At 52.1% G+C, this 21,763-nt stretch carries 16 protein-coding genes and 1 pseudogene; 10 read left to right on the forward strand and 7 right to left on the reverse strand.

Annotated features, from left to right (window positions below; translation table 11 throughout):
* Window positions 1-511 (forward strand): methyl-accepting chemotaxis protein (locus AQR02_RS01020; protein WP_245237024.1); only part of this gene is annotated, 511 nt, incomplete at its 5' end.
* 72 nt (window positions 512-583) lie between these two features.
* Here the strand turns inward: AQR02_RS01020 and AQR02_RS01025 are convergent.
* On the reverse strand, window positions 584-1,540 hold the full coding sequence (locus tag AQR02_RS01025; RefSeq protein WP_054939001.1) for a D-2-hydroxyacid dehydrogenase: 957 nt from the start codon (window positions 1,538-1,540) through the stop codon (window positions 584-586).
* 90 nt (window positions 1,541-1,630) lie between these two features.
* Here AQR02_RS01025 and thpR point away from each other — a divergent pair, with 90 nt between their 5' ends.
* Together thpR and AQR02_RS01035 are read left to right on the forward strand one after the other, a co-directional pair.
* Window positions 1,631-2,230 (forward strand): RNA 2',3'-cyclic phosphodiesterase, encoded by a 600-nt coding sequence (thpR, locus tag AQR02_RS01030; RefSeq protein WP_054939002.1) that lies wholly within the window; start codon window positions 1,631-1,633, stop codon window positions 2,228-2,230.
* An 82-nt stretch (window positions 2,231-2,312) separates the two neighbouring features.
* The gene (locus tag AQR02_RS01035; RefSeq protein WP_054939003.1) at window positions 2,313-3,200 is read left to right on the forward strand and encodes a cell wall hydrolase; all 888 of its coding nucleotides are present in this window, start codon (window positions 2,313-2,315) and stop codon (window positions 3,198-3,200) included.
* A 68-nt stretch (window positions 3,201-3,268) separates the two neighbouring features.
* Here AQR02_RS01035 and AQR02_RS01040 read toward each other — a convergent pair whose 3' ends face one another.
* Window positions 3,269-4,459 carry an MGDG synthase family glycosyltransferase gene (locus tag AQR02_RS01040; protein WP_054939004.1) on the reverse strand — a complete coding sequence of 397 codons (1,191 nt, stop codon included), beginning with the start codon at window positions 4,457-4,459 and terminating at the stop codon, window positions 3,269-3,271.
* Between the two features lie 304 nt (window positions 4,460-4,763).
* Between AQR02_RS01040 and AQR02_RS01045 the strand changes: the two genes are divergently transcribed.
* The 5 genes and pseudogenes from AQR02_RS01045 (at window position 4,764) to AQR02_RS01065 (ending at window position 15,084) form a co-directional block, all read left to right on the forward strand.
* Window positions 4,764-5,354, forward strand: a complete 591-nt coding sequence (locus AQR02_RS01045) for a TetR/AcrR family transcriptional regulator (protein WP_054939005.1) — start codon at window positions 4,764-4,766, stop codon at window positions 5,352-5,354.
* A gap of 206 nt (window positions 5,355-5,560) precedes the next feature.
* Window positions 5,561-7,915, forward strand: coding sequence for a YhgE/Pip family protein (locus AQR02_RS01050; RefSeq protein WP_054939006.1), 2,355 nt, complete (start codon window positions 5,561-5,563; stop codon window positions 7,913-7,915).
* A gap of 475 nt (window positions 7,916-8,390) precedes the next feature.
* Window positions 8,391-12,985, forward strand: a pseudogene (gltB, locus tag AQR02_RS01055) (glutamate synthase large subunit).
* Between the two features lie 388 nt (window positions 12,986-13,373).
* The gene (locus AQR02_RS01060) at window positions 13,374-14,303 is read left to right on the forward strand and encodes an ABC transporter ATP-binding protein (protein WP_054939007.1); all 930 of its coding nucleotides are present in this window, start codon (window positions 13,374-13,376) and stop codon (window positions 14,301-14,303) included.
* Entirely contained in the window at window positions 14,296-15,084 is a 789-nt protein-coding gene (locus AQR02_RS01065) for an ABC transporter permease (RefSeq protein WP_054939008.1), read from the forward strand. Before AQR02_RS01060 ends, AQR02_RS01065 begins: the two co-directional genes overlap by 8 nt.
* 74 nt (window positions 15,085-15,158) lie before the next feature.
* Here AQR02_RS01065 and AQR02_RS01070 read toward each other — a convergent pair whose 3' ends face one another.
* From AQR02_RS01070 to AQR02_RS31755, 3 genes are read right to left on the reverse strand one after another with little or no spacing between them, the layout of a single operon-like run.
* A complete protein-coding gene (locus AQR02_RS01070; protein WP_054939009.1) occupies window positions 15,159-15,608 on the reverse strand; it encodes a bactofilin family protein in 450 nt (149 codons plus the stop codon).
* A gap of 51 nt (window positions 15,609-15,659) precedes the next feature.
* Window positions 15,660-16,019: a M23 family metallopeptidase gene (locus AQR02_RS31750; protein WP_054939010.1), complete on the reverse strand. Its 360-nt coding sequence runs from the start codon at window positions 16,017-16,019 to the stop codon at window positions 15,660-15,662.
* Window positions 16,016-16,861, reverse strand: coding sequence for a hypothetical protein (locus AQR02_RS31755; protein ID WP_054939011.1), 846 nt, complete (start codon window positions 16,859-16,861; stop codon window positions 16,016-16,018). The genes AQR02_RS31750 and AQR02_RS31755 overlap by 4 nt, the downstream gene beginning before the upstream one ends.
* Window positions 16,862-17,111: 250 nt before the next feature.
* On the opposite strand from AQR02_RS31755, the gene cls reads away from it, so the two are divergent.
* Together cls and AQR02_RS01090 are read left to right on the forward strand one after the other, a co-directional pair.
* Entirely contained in the window at window positions 17,112-18,539 is a 1,428-nt protein-coding gene (gene cls, locus AQR02_RS01085) for a cardiolipin synthase (protein WP_054941942.1), read from the forward strand.
* 251 nt (window positions 18,540-18,790) lie between these two features.
* The gene (locus AQR02_RS01090; RefSeq protein ID WP_232381153.1) at window positions 18,791-19,621 is read left to right on the forward strand and encodes a YitT family protein; all 831 of its coding nucleotides are present in this window, start codon (window positions 18,791-18,793) and stop codon (window positions 19,619-19,621) included.
* Window positions 19,622-19,825: 204 nt separating this feature from the next.
* Here the strand turns inward: AQR02_RS01090 and ligD are convergent, their stop codons facing one another.
* Both ligD and AQR02_RS01100 read right to left on the reverse strand, forming a co-directional pair.
* A complete protein-coding gene (ligD, locus tag AQR02_RS01095) occupies window positions 19,826-20,710 on the reverse strand; it encodes a non-homologous end-joining DNA ligase (RefSeq protein ID WP_054939013.1) in 885 nt (294 codons plus the stop codon).
* Window positions 20,711-20,781: 71 nt separating this feature from the next.
* Window positions 20,782-21,729, reverse strand: coding sequence for an ATP-dependent DNA ligase (locus tag AQR02_RS01100; RefSeq protein WP_054939014.1), 948 nt, complete (start codon window positions 21,727-21,729; stop codon window positions 20,782-20,784).
* Between the last annotated feature and the right edge of the window lie 34 nt (window positions 21,730-21,763).

Below are 21,763 nucleotides of genomic sequence, written 5' to 3' on the forward strand. Positions count from 1 at the left end.
TTTGCTGGCCATCAATGCTGCGATTGAAGCCGCCAGGGCCGGAGACAGCGGACGCGGCTTTGCGGTAGTGGCGCAGGAGGTGCGCAAGCTCTCGGAGGATGTGCAGCAGACGGTAGCGGAAATTACCGGCATTACGCAGGGGATTCAGCTGGATTCGAGGGATATGGTAGAGAATTTACGCAAAGGTGTCCTGAAGACAGAGGAAGGCAGCCGGCAGATCGTAGAGACAGGCAACGCCCTGGCCGAGATCAATAGCTCGGTAAATGTTATGGCTGGAACCATTGAGAATATGGGCCATGATATTATGCATATGACTGGTGCCAGCGAAAAGATGAACGAATTCAGCCAGCATATCTCAGCCCTGGCGCAGGAATCGGCAGCCGGTGTAGAAGAAACCTCGGCTTCTGCCTATGAGCAGGTGAATGCAACCAGTGAGGTTGCGGCAGGAATCGGGCAGCTGAAAAGCCGCCTGATTGAGCTTGAGGAATCTGTAAAACGGTTTGTAGTATAAGGGAACAGCCCCCTTGGGGACATATACTCACAGAGAGTACATGTCTTTACAGGGGGCTGTTTTCGTCTGTAATCAGTATTGGCGATTATAATCAACAACGTTACGTGAAGGGGCGCCAGTCTTCAGATAAGCCTCCATATTGGCTGTGAAAATTTCGACCACCCGGTCGGCGTAGCGGTCCGTCGAACCCGCGCAGTGCGGGGTAATGACAACCTGCTCCATACCCCAGAGAGGGTGCTCCGAAGGCAGCGGCTCTGCCTCAAATACATCCAGACCGGCACCGGCAAGCCGGCCGCTGTTCAGCGCTGTCATCAGGTCTTCTGTATTTGTTGTAGCTCCGCGCCCGATGTTGATATAATAAGCGCCTGATTTGCAGGCGCCAAATACGTCTGCATTAAACAGATCCTGCGTTTCATCAGTAAGCGGGAGCGTGTTTATGATGAAATCAGCCTGGCTGGCAGCTTCTGTGAGCTGGCCGGTTGTGTAGACCTGGTCAAAGCTGGGAGCAGGCTCACCTGAACGGCTGATTCCGATCGTGTTCATCCTGAAGGCCTTGGCGATTCTTGCCGTTTCGCTGCCAATAGAGCCCGTACCGGCAATAACGGCTGTCTTGCCGGTCAGCTCACTCTCTGTACCGTCCGAATGCCAGTTGCGCTCGTGCTGATTGCGGATAGCGGTATGCAAATTCCTGGTGAAGATCAGCATGAAACCGAAGATAACGGCTGTAATCGGTTCTGCATGGACACCGCTGGCATTTGTCAGTATAATTCCCCGCTGCTCCAGGCGTTCCAGCGGCAGTTTTTCAACACCGGCTGACCAGGTCTGCAGCCACCGAAACGGAGAGTCTGGACGCAGCAGTGTGTCGCTGATGCCTTTGCCCCAGCCGATTACGATTTCCGCCTGGGCGAGCACCTCCAGATCCGGTTTTTTGGCATCTCCCAGTGTAAGGGTATAACCTGGGGCGGCGGCGAGGATGGATTCCTGCTGCCGGGATGTAAGGGGCTGTAAACAAACGATTGATTTAGTCATGAAGGTTCCCTCCCGGTATGCTTTTTAGTAAAAATGGCTGATCTTGTATAGAATAAGGATAACAAATCTGCCTGGAAAGGTGAAACGGATATGAAATCTGCTGCGAAAGAAACGGAGCGACTGTTTATAGCTGTGAAACTGCCTGCGGAAATAGGCAGAGTATTAGGGCAAGAATGCGCTGAGCTGTCTGAAAGGCTGAAGTTTGCCAAATGGACACATCCGCTAGACTATCATATTACCCTCCAATTTCTGGGTGACACACCAAAGGAACAGATTCCGGAGCTGCTTGAAGCACTGAAGGAACTTTCTGGCAAGCATGCTCCGTTTAAACTGCAGCTGAAGGAATGGGGAACCTTTGGTCCGGGAAGTGCGCCAAGAGTACTTTGGGCCGGGGTGTCAGGCGAGCTCGAGAAGCTTCAGGGGCTTCAGCGCGGTGTGGTTTCTGCAACGGCTCCCCTGGGTTTCAGGGCAGAGGAAAGACCGTATGCCCCCCATCTTACGCTGGCCCGCAAATACCGGGATGAGCTGCCTTTCAGCCTGTCACGGCTTGGGAATTTACGGGTCCAAAAGCCGGCCGGTGAGAACAATTGTTCGGAAAATGACTGGACGGTAGAAGGTTTTGTGGTGTATGCTACTAGGATGCATGCCATTCCTATGTATGAAATCATCGAAAATTTGACATTTTTCTAATGATAAATCGACAAGAAAGTTTTCAAAGCTTCCATTTTCGGTTACATACAATAGGAATGTGCCGTAAAATAGGAGGTAAAAAATGGAAATTTTTAAACAAAACCGCTATATTGCGCTGCTTGTTGGCGTTATTCTAGTGTGTTTCTCTGCTATAAGCTTGCTGAGCCCCGGTAGAATTAATGAGGGGCAAAATACATTGAAGATGGATAAATTTGGAGGGTCCGGTCATGCATCTGCAGCAGCCCTGTTACCTCGGACGGCGGTATCCCCTGAGAGGGTAAAAGGAACGGTTAAACCCATGCTCTACACCACAGCGGCAATTCCGGGCCATGTCTGGAACGGCAAACAAACGGTGGACTGGTTCACTCCCGCTAAGCTGAAGCTTAAGCCAACAGCCGGGACGCAGCCCGCCAAGCCGAAGACCGTTGTGGTGAAGGTGTCGCCGGAAGCGCAGCAAGCGCTGAAACAGGCGACAGCCAAGGGGAGTCATAGCGTAAACAAAGTAAAAACGGCATCTCAGCAACATCCCCCCACAAAATTGTTCTTCTCCCGGACCAAGCTACTAAGCCAGGAACAGCAAGCACAAGCAACCTGGAGCTACGCGGTATCCGAAGAAGACCTGCTACTGCTGCAAAAAATCGTTATGGCAGAAGCGGAAGGTGAACCGTACCAGGGCAAGGTGGCAGTCGCCAACGTTGTTCTGAACCGGCTGCGGTCAGCCAATTTTCCCGACACTATACATGAGGTAATCTATCAGAAAAGCCAGTTCAGTCCTGTGGCGAACGGGCGTCTTCAGCGCGTAAAGCCGAATGAAGACAGTATTAAAGCGGTCAATGCCGCGCTCTCCGGGGTGAAAGAGGTAGCTGATGATACTTATTTTTTCCTGTCTCTGAAGCTGGCACAGGATCTTACCGTGCATCATTCACGGACCTACGCCAAGACTATCGGCAATCATACATTTTATAAATAGTTACGAAACCTGAAAAAGCCTCCATATCCGTATTACTCCGGATTGGAGGCTTTTTTTGGGGTTCTTCATTAAGGTGTAACATAGACAGGCTCTTCCGTCCGGGCTTGTTGCGCCCGTGCAATCCGTGGTTCAGCTGATTCGTCTGCACTCTTGCCCAAGAGCTGCAGTACAGTGGAGGCGCAATTATGCGGCTGCTGCCGTTCCAGGGCCAGCCGGCGTTTCCGCTGCTCCTCAAGACCGGCATATTCCCGCAGCAACAGGGAGAACCATCTGTCCACTACATCCGAATTGAGCACCTCGGCGAGTCCTAACTCTACGAAATATTGGGCATTCTTCTCTTCCTGTCCCGGAATGGCACTGTAGAAGAGCATCGGTATGCCTTTGGCCTGACCTTCCGTACAGGTCATTCCGCCAGGCTTCGTAATCAGCAGATCAGATGCATCCATCAGCTTATTGATTTCGCTGCTGTATCCCAGGATCTTCACATTGGGATGATTCAGCAGGGGAGTGGCGCGCATTTTGGCCACAAGCTTATCGTTGCTGCCCATGCAGAAGACCAATTGAATGTCGTCCATCCGGGCGGTCAGGGAATCCATGACATCTTTGCCGAACATCAGACCCCATCCACCACCCATAATCAGTACGGTAGGGATATCGGCAAGCCCGAGCTCCTTGCGGAGCTGCTGCTTGCTGGAACGCTCCCAGAATTTCGGATGCACCGGAATACCAGTGACCGTCACCAGCTCAGGAGGAACGCCCCGTCCGGTCAGAATCGATTTGACCCTTGAGGTTGAGACCAAGTAGCGGTCTGCCTCTGGATTAACCCAGCTGCCGTGAGCATCATAATCGGTTATGAGTGTATACAGCGGTACGTCCAGCCCCTGCTGCTTCAGCCTGGAAATGACTGCAGCAGGAATCGGATGGGAGCAGATAATGAGATCAGGTTTCAGCTGCTCAATCACCTTTTGGGCATGTGTATAAAAAATCCGGTGAAGTGCCGCTCGGGTCAGCCGGTTCAGTGATTTATGATATTGGGTTTTATACATCATGCCGACCAGCTTAGGCTGGCTGCTGACTGTTTTGCGGTAAGCGGAAAGAATCCAAGGAGCAACCGTAGGATTCAGGAATCTCCCTAGCTCAATGACCCGGCACTGGACGTCCGGGTTAAGCAGTCTGATTCCTTCGGCCAGAGCATAGGCTGCTCCTGTATGGCCCGTGCCGAAGCCTTCCGAAAACAGCAGTACTCTTTTCTTTCGCATAAGTTCACCTGCTACTTTCCTTCATGGGTAGAATTGCGGGTTCTCTTCTTAGGGCGAATTGGAGATACCTCTTCAGTAAAACATTCTCTTATATTATACAAGGGAATTAGCTTCTTTTCTCACATTATACAAATAAGACGTAAATAGAAAGTTAAAACCCTGCAAAAAAATAAAAAAATATGGAGAGCTCAGGTGTTGCAAACAGATATAGAAAGTGATAAAGTGGTTAATGACCGAATGACCGGATTAGTAAAATGGTCAAAATGCGGTGGCAACGATTTTTCGAAGGAAAGGGTGTGTACGGGTGGCTGTGGTAGATCGAAGGCAGCTGGTGCTTCAGGCCGCGACGAAATGTTTTTCATTATTCGGATATAAGGCAACGACAATGGATCAGGTCGCAAAGATTGCGAATGTCGGAAAAGGAACGATCTATACCTTTTTTACGAATAAGGAGCAGCTGTTTGATGAGATCCTGCGTGATGTCATTATCGAGATGAAGAAAATCGCCGAGCGGGAAGTCAAACACGATAAGCCGTTTTTTGATAACCTGCACAGGGTTCTGGATGCGCTGCTTGAATTTCGAAGCGAACATGAGCTGTTCATCAAGCTTTCCCAGGAAAGTCGCGATTTCGGAACGCCGCAGGCTGGTGATGGGCTCGATAAGATCGAGCGTGTTGTGCTTGAATATTTGGAACGGGAGGTGGAGCAGGCGATACGTCAGGGGGAGATTAAGGATTGCGACCCTAAGATTGTGTCTGTAGTTATGTTTAGGCTTTATATCGTGCTGACAGCCGAGCTGAACAAGGTGCATGTGTCTTTAAGCAAAGAACAGATCAAGGATTATTTTCAGTTGTTTCTGTCCGAAGGCTTGGCACAGAAAGCTTTGCACTGCTGATAGGCTCCTGGCATAGGCCGTCCGCATGAATGCGGAGATGCGCGTTCCAACAAATTTTTTTTGCCTTTCACTGACCGATTGAGGAAAATGGTCAACCGGTGTTCCTGCAAACTTTCAGCGGACTAGCAATTTTCTGAAAACTGTTTTGATAGAGAGAGACTAATAGCTTCATAAAAAGAGCATATGATTATAAGGAGAGAACCAGAATGAAATCTTTATCCGTGTTTATTAAGGACCTTGGCGCGGCGCTTAAGAACCCTAAAGTGCTGATACCTATGTTCGTTGTCCTTTTCATTCCCGTGCTGTATAGCGGATTGTTCCTGAAAGCCTTCTGGGACCCGTACGGTAAAATGAACGAGCTGCCTGTCGCTGTTGTAAATGAAGATAAAGGTGCCGATTATGAAGGCTCGAAGCTGGCCGCCGGTAACGAGCTGGTAGAGGAACTCAAGAAGACCGACGGATTCAAATGGAACTTTGTGACCCGTGAGCAGGCAGAGGCCGGACTGGACGATAATACGTATTATATGGCGATCATCGTTCCTGAAGATTTCTCAGCCAAAGCAACTACCCTGCTGGATGCAGATCCGCAGCCGGCCAAAATTATTTACGAGCCTAATGAAGGCTACAACTTCCTTGCCGGGCAAATCGGCGGAACTGCAGTAAAAGATATCAAGACAAAGGTATCCGCCAAGATAACAGAAGCTTATACAGATTCCGTATTTGATAAAATTACTGAGATCGCCAGCGGCCTTGGTGATGCCGGAGACGGCGCTTCAAAGATTGCAGACGGCGCAACGAAGCTGGACGACGGAGCACTGAAGCTGAGAGATAATCTGCTTGTGCTGACCGAAGGTACCGGCAAGCTGGTTAATGGCGTAGCACCTCTTACAGAAGGTGTTACTGCTCTGAATACAGGTGCAGCGGCACTGGAAAATGGCAGCAGTACCCTGGCAGGCGGACTTGAGCAACTGTCTGCCGCCCATAAGAAGCTGCAGGCCGGCGTATCGCAGACTGCTGCCGGCAGCAAGCAGCTTAGCGATGGCCTGAAGAAGACTGAAGCCGGAGCGGCAGCGCTGCAAGCCGGAACACAGTCGGCTGTAGATGGAACTGCGAAGCTGCAGGCAGGAACGCAGTCAGTGGTTGACGGCAGCTCGAAGCTGGCGGCAGGCCTGACCTCATCCGCCGAAGGCAGCGCGAAGCTGGAAGCCGGTCTGAAGGCTTCCAAGGACGGCAGCGCTAAAGTAAGCGCTGGAGCCAAAGCAGTGGCGGATGGCCTGCAGCAGCTGGTTAAATCGAGTCCGCAGCTCGCTGCGAGCGCTGATGTGCAGAAGCTGCTGGCGGCAAGCGCCGCTGTAGCCGAAGGCACAGCGCAGCTGGATGCGAGCCAGCAGCAGCTGCTGGCAGGTGCGACCTCCCTGCACAGCGGTCAAGAGCAGCTGGTACAGGGCGCGAACCAGCTCCATGACGGTTCACAGCAGCTGGACGCAGGTGTCAGCCAGCTGCATGACGGAGCGCAGCAGCTGAATGCGGGCAGCACTCAGCTGCTGCAAGGACAACAGCAGCTGCTGGCAGGTGCTGCTAAGCTTGAAACAGGCGGCAATACCCTTTCCGCCGGTATGAAGCAATTCGGCGCGAAGCTGGATGAAGCGGCAGCAGGCGGTGCGAAGCTGGCTGATGGCGGCAAGGCGCTGGAGGCCGGAACATCCAAGCTGCTGGCTGGCACAGGCCAGCTCAGCAGCGGCCTCAGCTCGGTAGCTGATGGATCGAAGCAGCTCAGCGATGGAGCAGGCCAGCTTAAAGATGGCCTTGATGAACTGAAATCCGGATCAAGTGAGCTGGCTTCGAAGCTTGGAGAGGCTGCTTCGCAGACCAGCACGGTGAACAAAACGGATGCGCTGGTATCCATGTTTGCACAGCCGGTTGAGATTGAAGAGGTTAAAGTCAGTGCCGTACCGAACTATGGTACCGGGTTTGCCCCTTATTTCCTGTCCCTTGGCTTGTTCGTAGGTGCACTGATCTGCACACTCGTTATTCCGATGAGCAGCTCTGAAGTTATCGGCGCGAGCCGGTTCAACCGGTTTATGAGCCGCACGCTGACCTTCTCGCTGATGAGTGTGCTGCAGTCCCTGATGGCAGCAATGATTGTCCTTTACGGATTGGGACTTGAGGTACAGAGTGCACCGTTGTTCTATGCCTTCACCTTTATTACAAGTATTTCCTTCATGTGGATGATTCAAGCGATTGTAACCTGGCTGGATCAGCCTGGACGTTTCGTGGTCATTGTTATTCTCATCTTCCAATTGACTACAAGTGCGGGCACCTTCCCGCTGGAGCTGATTCCGAACTGGATGAAATTCTTCAATCCGCTGCTGCCGATGACTTACAGTGTCCGCGGCTTTAAAGCAGCCATTTCCACCGGAGATTTCAATGCCATGTGGAGTGATGCTGGACTCCTGGCCATTTACGGCATTGTGTTCCTGGCGTTTACATTCACCTATTTCATGACCCGAGAACAGGAAAATGAAGTTATGGTGAAAGGTGAACAAGTGTTGACTGTATAATCAGAATTTGAGGTATAGTCTAAAATTAACAAAGAACGCCCCGGACCGGGGCGTTCTTTGTTATTCTTTGCTAGATTGATCCAAAAACATGCTGAAAAAGTTACATCATATGGAAAGAAAACAAATGAAGCGTTTTCAGTGAATAAGGAGTTATTCGCTATTTGTGTATAAATATGCAACAGAAAGTTTTTTTACACTTTTACTCACTAAAGCTGTACCGTAAAAACATTTGTTAATCAAACTCATAAAAAACTTTAAATTGCACTCATGTCAGGTCGATGATAAACTTATATAACCAATCTGGCTTGAATAATTATTAAGATTTTTCTGAAAAATTTTCCTAAGATATAAGGTACTATACTCTTTCGGTCTTTTTATCTTATATTTTATGTGAAGCGGATGCCGCCTGATTTAAGGACGTGCAGCCGCTTCTTGTGAAGATAACGTCTACTTTATAATAGAAAGGTTGCGTATGATGAGACACACTGAACTGCCCGGCAAACAGGGCCTTTATGATCCCCAGTTCGAAAAAGATGCATGCGGCATGGGTTTTGTTGCCCATATTAAAGGAAAACCTTCCCATGATATCGTTAGTAACGCTTTGACTATGCTCTTTAATATGGAGCATCGGGGAGGACAGGGAAGCGAGCCGAACTCTGGTGACGGAGCGGGTATTATGCTGCAGATTCCTCACCGTTTCTTTGCCGGTGAAGCCAGTAAGCTTGGCTTTGAACTGCCGGAACAGGGCTTTTATGGCGTGGGTATGATCTTTTTGTCTCACAACGAGGAGATCCGCGCCCGTCACGAGGCTCTCTTAAATGAGATTATTGCCGAAGAAGGCCAGGCGTTGCTTGGATACCGTGATGTGCCTACCTTCGACGAAATGCTGGGCAAGACCGCTAAGGCAGCCAAGCCTTATGTCCGCCAGGTATTTATCAGCCGTGCGGAGGGCCTTGCCGATGAGCTGGCTTTTGAACGCAAGCTGTTTGTCATCCGCAAGCGTGCCGAGCTCGCCATCCGTTATGGCGGTGTGGAAGAGGCGGAATCCTTCTATATGCCAAGTATGTCCTGTCGCAAGATCGTATACAAAGGCATGTTGACAACCGAGCAGGTAGGCCAGTTTTACCTGGATCTGCAGAATGAAAAGCTGGAGTCGGCGATTGCGATGGTGCACTCCCGTTTCAGCACCAATACGTTCCCAAGCTGGGAGCGTGCCCACCCGTACCGCTTCATGATCCATAATGGTGAGATCAACACACTGCGGGGGAATGTGAACTGGATGCATGCCCGCCAGTCCTTGTTCAAGAGCGAAGTATACGGTGAAGACCTGGGCAAGATCAAACCGATCGTAAATCCGGACGGTTCTGACACTGCGATGTTCGACAACACCTTTGAGTTCCTGTATCTCAGCGGACGCTCCTTGCCGCATGTGGCGATGATGATGGTGCCGGAGCCTTGGAGCAATCATGAAAGTATGGGCGATGAGAAGAAGGCATTCTATGAATACCACAGCACCCTGATGGAGCCGTGGGACGGCCCCGCCGCGATGGGCTTTACCGATGGTGTGCAAATCGGTGCAATGCTTGACCGCAACGGCCTGCGCCCTGCACGCTATTATGTAACCAAAGACGATATGATTATCTTATCCTCTGAAGCTGGAGTGCTTGATATTCCGGCAGAGAATGTACTATATAAAGACCGCCTGAAACCAGGACGCATGCTGCTGGTGGATACGAAGCAGGGACGGATTATTTCCGATGAGGAAGTAAAGGCCGCCATCGCCTCCGAGCAGCCTTACCGCCAGTGGCTGGATGAGCATCTGATCGGCCTCGACCAGCTTCCGGAAGCTCCGGAGCTGCCAAATCCGAAGCATGACAATGTGCAGCAGCTGCAGCAGTCATTCGGCTACACGTTTGAGGATCTGCGCAAGGTATTGGAGCCTATGGCTTCCACCGGTGCCGAAGCCGTTGCATCCATGGGCTACGATGCCCCGCTGGCCGTGCTCTCGGACCGCCCGCAGCGTCTCTACAACTACTTTAAACAAATGTTCGCGCAGGTAACCAATCCGCCGATCGATGCGATCCGTGAGGAGCTGGTTACTTCTACAGCCACCACGATCGGGCCGGAACGCAACCTGCTGAAGCCGGAACCGGAGAGCTGCCGGCAGATATCGCTGGAATCGCCGATTCTCTCCAACGAGGATTTCGCGAAGATCCGCCATGTTCGCCGTGCCGGCTTCAAGTCGATGTCGATTCCGATTCTGTTCCCGGCTGAGCTTGGAGCGGAAGGAATGCGTATTGCCCTGGAACGCATGAATGAAGCGGCTGACCGTGTAATGGCTAAAGGACATAATATTCTTATTCTGTCTGACCGCGGTGTAGACCGTGAGAATGCTGCAATCCCGGCGCTGCTGGCTGTATCCAGCCTGCATCACCACTTGATCCGCTCCGGGACACGGACAAAGGTCAGCATTCTGCTGGAGTCCGGCGAACCGCGTGAAGTGCATCACTACGCGCTTCTCCTCGGTTACGGCGTGAGTGCGGTCAATCCGTATCTTGCTTTTGAAAGCTTGGATGACATGATCGGCCAGGGTCTGCTGCGCGGAATATCGCATGAGAAGGCTGTGAAGAATTACATTAAGGCTGCGACTAAGAGCGTAGTTAAAATATTGTCCAAGATGGGGATCTCCACGATCCAATCGTACCGCGGCGCACAGATTTTTGAAGCTGTCGGCCTGAATTCGGAGTTTGTAGACCGTTACTTTACCTGGACCCCTTCCCGTATCGGCGGCATCGGTCTTGAGGAAGTAGCTGCTGAAGCACTGGTTCATCATAACCGTGCGTTCACCGACAAGGACGGCAACGACAAGGTGCTTGATTCCGGCGGTGAATATCAATGGCGCAGTGACGGGGAAGTGCATTTGTTCAACCCGCAGACGATTCATCTGCTTCAGCATTCCGTGCGGAGCGGTGACTACGGTCTGTACAAAAAGTATGCGGCGCTCGTTCAGGGTGAGAGCAAGAAGCACCAGACCATCCGCTCCATGCTGGAATTCAAATCCACAACCAGCCGGTTCCACTTGATGAGGTAGAGCCTGCAGAATCGATTATGAAACGCTTCAAGACCGGAGCAATGTCGTTCGGTTCCATCAGTAAGGAAGCTCATGAGACGCTGGCGATTGCGATGAACCGCATCGGCGGCAAGAGCAACACCGGTGAAGGCGGGGAGGATCCGGCGCGCTTTATTCCGGACGCTAACGGCGATTCCCGCCGCAGTGCGATCAAGCAGGTGGCATCGGGCCGCTTCGGGGTAACCTCGAATTATCTGGTGAACGCTGATGAGATCCAGATCAAGATGGCACAAGGGGCTAAGCCTGGTGAAGGCGGACAGCTTCCGGGCCGCAAGGTATATCCTTGGGTAGCCGAAGTTCGCGGTTCCACAGCGGGTGTGGGCCTGATTTCACCGCCGCCGCATCATGATATTTATTCCATCGAGGATTTGGCCGAACTGATTTATGATCTGAAGAATGCCAATCCGCGGGCGAGCATTAATGTGAAGCTCGTCTCCGAGGTGGGTGTCGGAACGATCGCTGCCGGCGTAGCCAAGGGCCGTGCCGATATTATTCTGATTAGCGGATATGACGGCGGTACAGGGGCATCCCCGCTGAACTCCATCCGTCATGCCGGTCTGCCGTGGGAGCTTGGACTCGCGGAGACACATCAGACGCTTATGCTGAACAACCTGCGTGACCGTGTTGTACTGGAAACCGACGGTAAAATGCTCAGTGGACGCGACCTTGCGGTAGCCGTACTGCTGGGAGCAGAAGAGTACGGATTTGCTACTGCGCCGCTTGTAGCGGTAGGCTGCATCATGATGCGTGTATGCCAGATGGATACTTGTCCGGTTGGTGTTGCAACACAGAATCCGGAACTGCGCAAGAACTTTACCGGCGACCCGCAGCATGTCGTGAACTTTATGACCTTTGTGGCTCAGGACCTGCGAGAAATCATGGCAGAGCTCGGCTTCCGCACCATTGAAGAGATGGTCGGACGCACGGATTGTCTCGATGCTGTGCGTGCGTCGAGTCACTGGAAGAAGAAAGGCGTAGATCTGAGCAGTCTGCTGCATACTCCGGCACTACCTGAAGGCAGCACCCGCTTCCGCAGCAAATTCCAGAACCACGGCCTGGAAGAAACTATTGATGTATCGAAATTGCTGGATCTGGCAGCACCGGCACTGGAATCCGGCCAGACGGTTGAAGCCTCGCTGCCGATTACGAACGTCAACCGCGCAGTGGGCACGATTCTGGGCAGTGAGCTTACCCGCAAATATGGGGCGGCAGGTCTGCCGGATGATACGATCCGTCTGCACTTCACCGGCTCTGCCGGACAAAGTCTGGGCGCTTTCGTACCGAAGGGTATTACCATTACGGTCGAAGGCGATTCCAATGACTATGTGGGCAAAGGGTTGTCCGGAGGCAAGCTGATTATTAAGCCGTCCCCTAAGGCTACCTTTGCCGCTGAGGACAACATCATTATCGGGAATACGGCGCTTTACGGAGCGACCAGCGGTGAGGCGTATATCAGCGGCATCGCCGGTGAACGGTTCGCGGTGCGTAACTCCGGTGCGAAGGTAGTTGTTGAAGGCGTGGGCGACCACGGCTGTGAATATATGACCGGCGGCCGTGTAGCCGTGCTTGGTCCAACCGGCCGCAACTTTGCGGCAGGGATGTCTGGCGGTATTGCGTACGTCTATGATCCGGACAATACCTTCATCAAGCGCTGCAACCTGGAAATGGTGCTTCTGGAGCGTGTAGAAGAAGCGGATGAAGCTGCTGAGCTGCACAGCCTGATTGTCCGTCATGCAGAGCTCACAGGTAGTGCTGCTGCAAGCCGGATTCTGGACAGCTGGGAAGCTTCGCTGCCGAAATTCGTCCGTGTTATTCCGAAGGATTACAAACGGATGCTGGAGCAGATCCGCAAGGTAGAACAGACCGGGTTAACCGGCGAAGCTGCCCTGATGGCTGCCTTCGAAGCCAATATGCGTGAACTTGCGCGTGTTGGAGGCTAAATGTACATTGCCGTGTCCACCTGAGCGGCTGCTGTAATAAAGAGTAAAAGGCTGTATCCTTCCGTTTATAGAAGGATACAGCCTTTTTTTACTATTACTGCCTTTTTTCCTGCTTTTCAGGAAAAAGGCAGTTTGTGGTAATATGGAAAATATATAAAATGAAATGGTTAGATATATAAGCAAGGCGGAAGTAACGAAGGGGAAGTTTGGGACTGTAGGAGCGATAGCGTTCGCCTTTGTTCACAGATTTCAACCGCAGGGCGGTTCAAATCAAGAAATCTGTGAACAACAGCGACCGGAAGTCCAAACATTCCCCGCAGTTACGCCTCACGCCTTACTTAGAATCTAGGACAGCTTCATTTTATAAACAAAGAAAGGAAGTGAAATTATGCCAGTTACGGCAGAAGTAGCGACTAAGCCGGTTGCCAGCCTGATAGGGGTAACCAAAAAAATGGGTTCCAAGACGCTGGTCAGTGATCTGACGCTGGATATTCCGCCCGGACAAATTTTCGGGTTCCTTGGCCCGAACGGTGCCGGTAAAACGACAACGATCCGTATGATGGTGGGACTGATTTCCATCAGCCGCGGTGATATTCTGATCTGCGGACGCAGCATCAAGGATCATTTTGAGGAAGCTGTAGCCAACATCGGAGCGATCGTGGAAAATCCGGAGATGTATAAGTTCTTAAGCGGTTATCAGAATCTGCGGCAGTATGCCCGAATGGTCAAGGGTGTTACTAAGCAGCGGATCGATGAAGTTGTAGAGCTGGTCGGGCTTGGCCAGAGAATTCATGACAAAGTGAAAACGTACTCGCTGGGTATGCGCCAGCGGCTGGGGGTCGCCCAGGCACTGCTGCACCGGCCAAAGCTGCTGATTCTGGACGAGCCGACCAACGGGCTGGATCCACAGGGGATTCGTGAGCTGCGGGATTATTTGCGGCGCCTGTGCCAGGAGGAAGGAACGACGGTTTTTGTCTCCAGCCATCTGTTGTCGGAGATGGAGCTGATGTGTGACAGTGTAGCCATTATCCAGAATGGGCGTCTGGTTGATGTCAAACAGCTGAAGACGGTAGGAGATGCGGTGCTGCCGGTCCAGGAAACGCTGTTTGAGGTCAATGATCCGGAAGCTGCACTGGCGCTGATCGGCCGCGGAGCAGTGAAGAACGGCGGGGTTTCTATCGAGGCAGGACGCGAGGAAATTGCCGAACTGAATGCACGGCTGGTGGCTGCCGGCTTCAAGGTGTACAGCATCAGGGCGCTGGCACGCTCACTGGAAGATCAATTCTTGGAAATTACCGGAGGTGAAGGCATTGGGTGAGTTCGCAGCTCTCATACATAATGAGAATATCAAGATTTACAGCCGTGTCCGTACATGGATTATGCTGTTTATTCTGGCACTCATGAGTGCGCTGTTTCCTGCACTGGTCTACTATACGAGCAGAGGAGATTCATCGGGAACCGGATTATGGGACAACTTTCAGATGGCGGTGACGATCGCTTTTTTCCTGAATACAATCTTTACGGTGGTGGTGGCTTCTGATGCTGTAGCGGGCGAATTCTCCTGGGGAACAATTAAGCTGCTGCTGATCCGCCCGTGGAGCCGATCCAAAATTCTGCTCTCCAAATACATTTCCATGGTTTTGTTCAGCTTGCTTAGTACAGCCGTGCTGATTGTTTTCGCCTATGGTTCATCACTGATTTTCTCCTCTTCCGAGGGGGGCGGAGTAACGAATCAGATGTCCTGGAGTCCGGCGGAATACTCCTTCCTAGATGTGTTCTGCGGTTATATCGAGCTGTTTTTGACCGCAGCACTGGCTTTTATGGTCTCCAGCGTTTTCCGGGCAAGCGGCCTCGCAATCGGGCTGTCGCTGTTCATTATGTTTACCAAAAATATTTTCGTCAGCATCTTCAATCCCGAACGGTTCGAGTGGGCCAAATATCTGATCTTTACACATATGGATCTGCGGGGATATCTGCTGACAGATAACGGTCCGGGAGGGGTTACCCTCGGATTCTCCATAGCGGTACTGGCTGTTTACTACCTGCTGTTCCTGGGAGTTTCCTGGTGGGTTTTCAGCAAAAGGGATGTCGCCGCATAAGGAGACAAAGCTATTCCTAAATGTATTTAAAGTGAACCCGGCCGAACGAAGCGGGCTAAGCGGGCTTAGCCCGCTTAGCCCGCTTCGAGCTTATTCTGCTGCTTGGAGGCGCGTTTGCCTGCCTTGTCAGCCTTCTTGGCTTCGTTGTGCCCGCCTGCCTCTTCAATGGCGGGCTGTTCGGCTGTGATGACAGAGCCGTTTAGTACGCTGCCTTCCATGATGCTCAGCGTGCCTGCTTGGATATTACCGTGCAGCTGTCCGGTTCCCGTCATGGTGAGCCGCTGATCGGCAGTAACATCACCATATACTTTTCCGGCGATAATGATCTCCTTGGCTGTTATCGTGGAGAGCACCGTACTTTGTTCGCCGATGGTTACAGTCCCCTGGCATTGGATTTCCCCGCTGAAATTACCCTCAATCCGTAAATTGGTGTCACATTGCACCTTGCCCTCCAGATTGCTTCCATGTCCAATCAGCGAGTCGGTAGACCTGAACAGCGCTGATTGCTTGCTTCTATTCCACATGCTTTATACCCTCCTAAACATTGTATGAGCTTAATAGTTGAAGCCTTAGCCTTACGGCTTCACATATCCTAAGGGATTGACCGCTTTGTTCTGTTTCACTACCTGAAAATGGAGATGAGGGCCTGTGCTCCGTCCGGTATTGCCAAGTGTGCCGATTTGCTGGCCTTTATTCACCTTATCACCCACAGTGACAGTCATCCCGTTCAAATGCATGTACCAGGTTTCCAGACCGTTCGTATGCTTGATAATAATGTATTTGCCTCTTGCTCCCATTTGCTCAGACGCAGTGACCTCGCCGTCCATTGCCGCGTAGACCGGATCCCCGATGCTGCCGGCGATATCAATGCCTGAATGATAGGCGGAGGAGCCTTCAAAGGGATCGGAGCGGTAGCCAAAGCTGGAAGTGATCATTTTGGAGTGGGTAGGCCAGATGACGGCCGGCGCCAGGCGTTTTTTTCTGCTAGGGCTTTTTTAGCCTGCAGCTGAGCCTCTGCGCTCTTGGCCTCCCTGGCCTCTGTGATCGTTGTGGTAATGCTGGTTACCATCTCTTCCAGCAGGCTGCGGATTTCTGCGTAGTCATCTCTGGTTTCCTGCACCAGCTCCATGGGGTCATCCTGATAGACCGCGATATACTCCCCGCCAACCTGTGGCGCTACAGTGCTGTTGAATGCCGAAGTGATAGCTCCAAGACGGAAGCTGACGGCAGACAGGGAAGAGGAAGCAGCAGCTGGCTCAGGTTCAGCGGCGAAGGCAACTCCATATTTCCGGGCGGATGACGCCGCTGTGTCTGCAGCCGGGAGGGTTCCAGAGAGAGTACCGGGGGTGGACATAGATGTGGAAACCGGATCGGTCTCTGAGTCTGTGTCCCGGCCGGTATGGCCATCCGGATTAATCAGGTATTGCAGCTGCGCTTCAAGCTCATCCACGCTTTTCAACTTATCTCGGATGTTCTCGGCTTCCTCTGACAGCTCTGTCACCTGGCTGCGGAGCTGCTGCAGGGTCTGTTCCTTATCGGCAACCTTCATTTCCATCCGTAAATTGGTCAGCGACAGTGAAGCGGCCTCGGCCTCCAGCTCGGCAATGGAGCGTGAGGCATGAAAATGCATCGAGGTGACCAGACTGGAAATGGAGAGGGCAGCTGCGGCCGGAATGGCCAGGGCGAGCGGCTTGGATAACTGGAGCTGTCTGACCGGACGTCCGGCCTCACGGACGACGAGCAGGGTAATCCGGTTCTGATCTGGCTGAGTTTTCATAGCTTCTCCTTTCTGCGGCTTAGGAAGCCGCCTTGTGTTCACTGGGGGTCCAGCACGTTGTAATCAATTGGGCTCATCCGATTCGTCCTACTACTCTATGTATTCCAGCTCTTTGGTGAACATGACAACGGTTTGCTTGAATAAAGAAGGAGAGTTACGGCAAAACCTGTAGTGAATTAGCCTGTCAGGGCAAGAAGTATCAGGTCTGGCGGATCTGGCAGCCGAGATTTAAGGAGGTGACGGCTTGAAAATAATTGTACTCTTACTCAGTCTTTTTGTGCTGCAGATTGCCATCATAGTGCTGCTGGAATACCGCCGTCCGCAGAGGGCTTTGGCCTGGGTGTTCCTTAGTTTCTGCTGCCCTCCGCTGGGTCTGCTGCTCTATTATTTCCTGGGGCGGGATTATTGGCAGAGCCGCAAGATAGACAAGCGGTGCACACCGGTAAGGCGTAGTGAAATCCATGCCCGTGTTGCCGGGAAGATTAAAATTGTCAAAAAGCCGGAGGAATGCGGAAACCCGGCGTTCGCCGGTCATGAGGAGCTGCTCTATCTGTTCTCCAGGCTGTCCGGCCGGAATATTACAGGCCGCAATCGCAGCCGGATACTGCCAAAGGCTCAGGACGCCTATGCTGCCATACTGGAGGCGATGGAAGCCGCGCGGGAACATATCCATTTGGAATTTTATATTTTTCGTGATGATGAGATCGGTATACACTTCCAGGAGGTGATGGTCCGCAAGGCACGTCAGGGAGTCAAGGTGCGTATGCTGTGCGACGGGCTCGGCAGCCATAGTCTGAGCAGCAGATTTATCGGTACGCTAAAAAAAGCGGGGGTCGAGGTTCACTTTTTTTTGCCGCCGCTTAACTCGCTCCTGGAGCGCAGGTTCAATTACCGGAATCACCGTAAAATTATGGTTATCGACGGTCTGATAGGTTTTACTGGCGGGATGAATGTCGGGGATGATTATTTGGGCAAAGACCCTAAAATGGGCTATTGGCGCGATACCCATCTGCGGCTGGAGGGTGATGCGGTATATGATCTGCAGGCTACATTCCTGAAGGACTGGAAGCTGGCGGCCGGGGACTGGCTGAGCCATCCGCGGTTTTTTCCCGCCCATAGCTGTACTGAACAGGAAGCTGTGCTGGTTGTGGCCAGCGGGCCGGATGGAGCGATCGATGCGTCACAGGAGATGTATTTTGCCGCGCTTTGTTCGGCCAGAAGGCGTATTTGGATTACCTCGCCTTATTTCATTCCCGATCCGACCATCTGCCGGGCGCTCAAGAATGCTGTGCTCAGCGGGGTGGATGTAAGAATCATTATTCCTGCCAAACCGGACAACAAGCTTGTTTACTCGGCTTCATTGTCCTATCTGGAGAACCTGCAGGATGCAGGAGTGAAGTTTTACCGCTACACTAGAGGTTTCATGCATGCCAAGGTCATGATTATTGACGACCTGCTGGCCACCATCGGGAGTGCCAATCTGGACATGCGCAGCTTCTATTCCAATTTTGAGCTGACGGCCGTTCTGCTCCATCCGGAGAGCATTGCTGAGCTGGCCTTGGACTTTGAAAAGGATTTGAAGCACAGCCCATTTATTGACCCTGAAAAATTTAAAGATCGAGCCTGGAATGTCAAGTTGATTCAAAGCCTTTGTCAGCTGTTATCCCCGCTTTTATGACCGAAAAGAGGACAAAAACATCGATTTTCGAAGGCTGAAACATGTTCCATTCCTTATTTGGCCCTCTTTTGTGATATAATGAAGGTATAAGAAGAAATATAAGAGAGTATCTCTTGAAATGATGCTTTCGATAATTCTTTAAAATACTTTTTTATAGGGGGAGTTCTATGAATGTAAGCCAGCAAATCTTTACGAATGAGGATCAGAAAAAACCTCAAAAATCCGGGTCTGTGAGGACAGCCAGACTTAAGATGGCTCAACGGATTGTTATGATGGTGCTGGGCGCGGCAATGATGTCCGTTGCACTTGAAATTTTTCTTGTTCCCAATGAGTTGATTGACGGCGGAATAACCGGTATTTCCATTATGCTATCCCATATTTTCAATATTCCTCTCGGCATTTTGCTGACACTGCTCAACCTGCCGTTTCTGGTTATCGGGTATAAGCAGATCGGCAAAACCTTTGCCTTATCCACCTTATTTGCCGTAATTCTGATGTCTATAGGCACACAGTTGCTGCATCCGGTCAAGCCGATTACGGTTGAACCCCTGCTGGCAGCCGTGTTCGGGGGCGTTATTCTCGGGGTTGGCGTAGGACTCGTTGTAAGATACGGGGGATCGCTTGACGGTACGGAGATTGTGGCCATTCTGGTTGCTAAGAAGCTGCCGTTTTCTGTCGGCGAAGTAGTCATGTTCTTCAACTTCTTTATTCTTTCCGTAGCGGGTTTTGTATTTGGCTGGAATAATGCCATGTTCTCCTTGATTGCTTATTACATTGCCTTTAAGATGATTGATGTTACCCTTGAGGGGCTGGATCAGTCGAAATCGGTCTGGATTATCAGCGATAAATTCCGCGATATCGGGGAAGCGCTGACGGAGCGCCTGGGACGCGGTGTTACGTATCTCGATGGCGAAGGCGGATTTTCCGGTGAGAACAAGAAAGTAATCTTTGTAGTCATTACACGACTGGAAGAAGCGAAGCTTAAATCGATTGTTGAAGATTGGGATTCTGACGCCTTTGTTGCGATCGGTAATATCCATGATGTAAAAGGCGGCCGTTTTAAGAAAAAATCAATCCATTAGCGTTTGTCCGGAATAACGGACACGCTGCCCTGAAGGAAGGTATATTTACGAAAGTCAGAGCAATCAATCCGGCGCCCGCAGCAAGCTACGCCGTATTCTCATATAGAATACCTTCCGTCCTAAAGCTGGACACCTGATAAGCCCGCAGCCTGTTATAGGCATCTGCGGGCTTATTGCTGCCTGTGGAAGGATTTGGAGGCTGATTCATGGCAGCTTCGAGACAATATCACTGACCGGCTGCGGCGGTACCTTGGCAATAAGATCTCCCATGCGGACCAGCCGCTCCTCAATATTCAGCAGATGGTAATCAGCAGGAGAGACATTGCGGGCGACCTCCTCCCACAGGAGCGGGGTGGATACAGTAGCCAGCGGCCGGGCGCGCGGTGTATAGGGAGCGGCTAAGGTTTTGCCGCCGTAATGCTGCAGATAGTCGAAATAAATCTTGTCGCCGCGGTGTTTCTTCAACCGCTCCAATGTGAACAGGTCCGGGCGCTTCTCGGTGACATAACGCCCGACGAAATGGCCGATTCTGCGCAGCTCATCAAAGGAAATCCCCGGATTCACCGGGATAATAATCTGCACTCCCGTTGCCCCGGAGGTTTTGGGAACCGAAGCCAGTCCCAGTGATTTCAACACATCGCCGACCATTGCAGCCGCCTCCATAATGCGCGGCTCCACTTCAAGAGAAGGATCGAGATCAATCATCCACTCACAGGGCAGGCTGCTTCCTGCATAATGCAGCGAAGGGTGAAATTCCAGCGCGGCCAGATTGCCAAGCCAGATCAGTTCGGGCAAGCCCTGCAGGACGATATATTCAATCCCGTCCTGCAGGGCTGTCTTCACAAAACCGGGCAGCGGCTGGGGGGCATTCTTCTGATAAAAGGACATCCCCGGCACACCGTGCGGATAGCGGATAACCGTTAACAGCCGGTCTTTGCAGTAACGCAGCAGGTAAGGGGAGAGTGCAGCCAGCTTCTGCAGGTAAATCCGCTTGGTGATTCCAACCTCCGGCCAGAGGGGCTTGTCGGGGTTCGTAACTGTGATTTCTTGTCCGTCTACGGTGATGGAGCCTTTAAGCACGGCCGGCATAGGGTATCCTCCTTTACTTAAGTCTCAGTACAGCGGGTAAGCTCTGCCTCTAATCGGCATGGAAGCAGAGCTTATCCTCTTTGCCCGATCCGGCAGTCCTCCGGAGGCAGGTCAACCTGTGCCTGAATCACCGGCTGGCGCAGTGTGCCTGAGCTGTTCCATTCCAGAAAATGCAGCTTGAATACGAGGCTGGGTTTGATCCAGACGGCGCCCTTACTGCGCTGTGGAAGGGACGCGAAAGGCATTTCGGGAATGGTCAGGTTATGTGCCTGTGCGGTTAGATTCCGCCAATCCATGGCAGTCATCCGTCCCGCCCCCGCATGTCCGATATAATGCAGCTTGCCGGCATCGTCATAGAGCCCGAACAGCAGGGCATTTACAATGCCGTCGCGGAAGGTGACGCCGCCGGCAACTGCGGTCACATCAGAGATGATCTTGCGCTTCTGCCAGCGTTTATCTTTCCCGCCGGGGGCATAGGTGCTGCCTATGTCCTTGCAGACAATCCCCTCCAGTCTTCCGTTCAGATCTGCGGAGAATAGCTCTGCCGGATCCGCGTAGCTGGGCACACTCTGCACATGGGGATGCGGCAGCAGCATCTCACTGAGCATCTGCTGCCGCCGGGATAAGGGCTGATCCAGCAGCCACATCCCGTTACAGTAGAGCATATCAAATACCATATACAGGACCGGTACCTGAGGTGTCACAGCCCGGATGACTGTTTCGCTTTTCAGACTGTCACGGCGCATCACTTCATGGAAGGACGGCTTGCCGCCGCTGAGCGCGATGACCTCGCCGTCCAGGATGAAGGAGTCTGCGCGGCAGTAGCTGCCGGGCACCGTCAGCTCAGGATATTGCAATGTGCGCCGGTTGCCCCGGCGGTTGATCAGCTCTATATGGTTCCCTTCATAATAAGAGAGCATACGGACCCCGTCCCATTTGATCTGGGCGATCCACTGGCTGCCGGACGGGAGCTGCGCAGCGAGTACAGGTTCGAAAGGAGTAACCGGCTGCATTTCCATGGCGCACCTCCTGACTATTTTGTATACACGAAGG

It is taken from the genome of Paenibacillus ihuae (assembly GCF_001368795.1).
Lineage (GTDB): Bacteria > Bacillota > Bacilli > Paenibacillales > Paenibacillaceae > Paenibacillus_AQ > Paenibacillus_AQ ihuae.

What these genes read in the sequence shown, in the direction of transcription:
- AQR02_RS01025 (WP_054939001.1), bottom strand. Translation starts at nt 1,540, where the DNA reads ATGACTAAATCAATCGTTTGTTTACAGCCCCTTACATCCCGGCAGCAG.
- thpR (WP_054939002.1), top strand. Translation starts at nt 1,631, where the DNA reads ATGAAATCTGCTGCGAAAGAAACGGAGCGACTGTTTATAGCTGTGAAA.
- AQR02_RS31755 (WP_054939011.1), bottom strand. Translation starts at nt 16,861, where the DNA reads ATGAAAACTCAGCCAGATCAGAACCGGATTACCCTGCTCGTCGTCCGT.
- AQR02_RS01040 (WP_054939004.1), bottom strand. Translation starts at nt 4,459, where the DNA reads ATGCGAAAGAAAAGAGTACTGCTGTTTTCGGAAGGCTTCGGCACGGGC.
- AQR02_RS01090 (WP_232381153.1), top strand. Translation starts at nt 18,791, where the DNA reads ATGGCTCAACGGATTGTTATGATGGTGCTGGGCGCGGCAATGATGTCC.
- AQR02_RS01035 (WP_054939003.1), top strand. Translation starts at nt 2,313, where the DNA reads ATGGAAATTTTTAAACAAAACCGCTATATTGCGCTGCTTGTTGGCGTT.
- AQR02_RS01070 (WP_054939009.1), bottom strand. Translation starts at nt 15,608, where the DNA reads ATGTGGAATAGAAGCAAGCAATCAGCGCTGTTCAGGTCTACCGACTCG.
- ligD (WP_054939013.1), bottom strand. Translation starts at nt 20,710, where the DNA reads ATGCCGGCCGTGCTTAAAGGCTCCATCACCGTAGACGGACAAGAAATC.
- AQR02_RS01050 (WP_054939006.1), top strand. Translation starts at nt 5,561, where the DNA reads ATGAAATCTTTATCCGTGTTTATTAAGGACCTTGGCGCGGCGCTTAAG.
- AQR02_RS01100 (WP_054939014.1), bottom strand. Translation starts at nt 21,729, where the DNA reads ATGGAAATGCAGCCGGTTACTCCTTTCGAACCTGTACTCGCTGCGCAG.
- AQR02_RS31750 (WP_054939010.1), bottom strand. Translation starts at nt 16,019, where the DNA reads ATGATCACTTCCAGCTTTGGCTACCGCTCCGATCCCTTTGAAGGCTCC.
- AQR02_RS01060 (WP_054939007.1), top strand. Translation starts at nt 13,374, where the DNA reads ATGCCAGTTACGGCAGAAGTAGCGACTAAGCCGGTTGCCAGCCTGATA.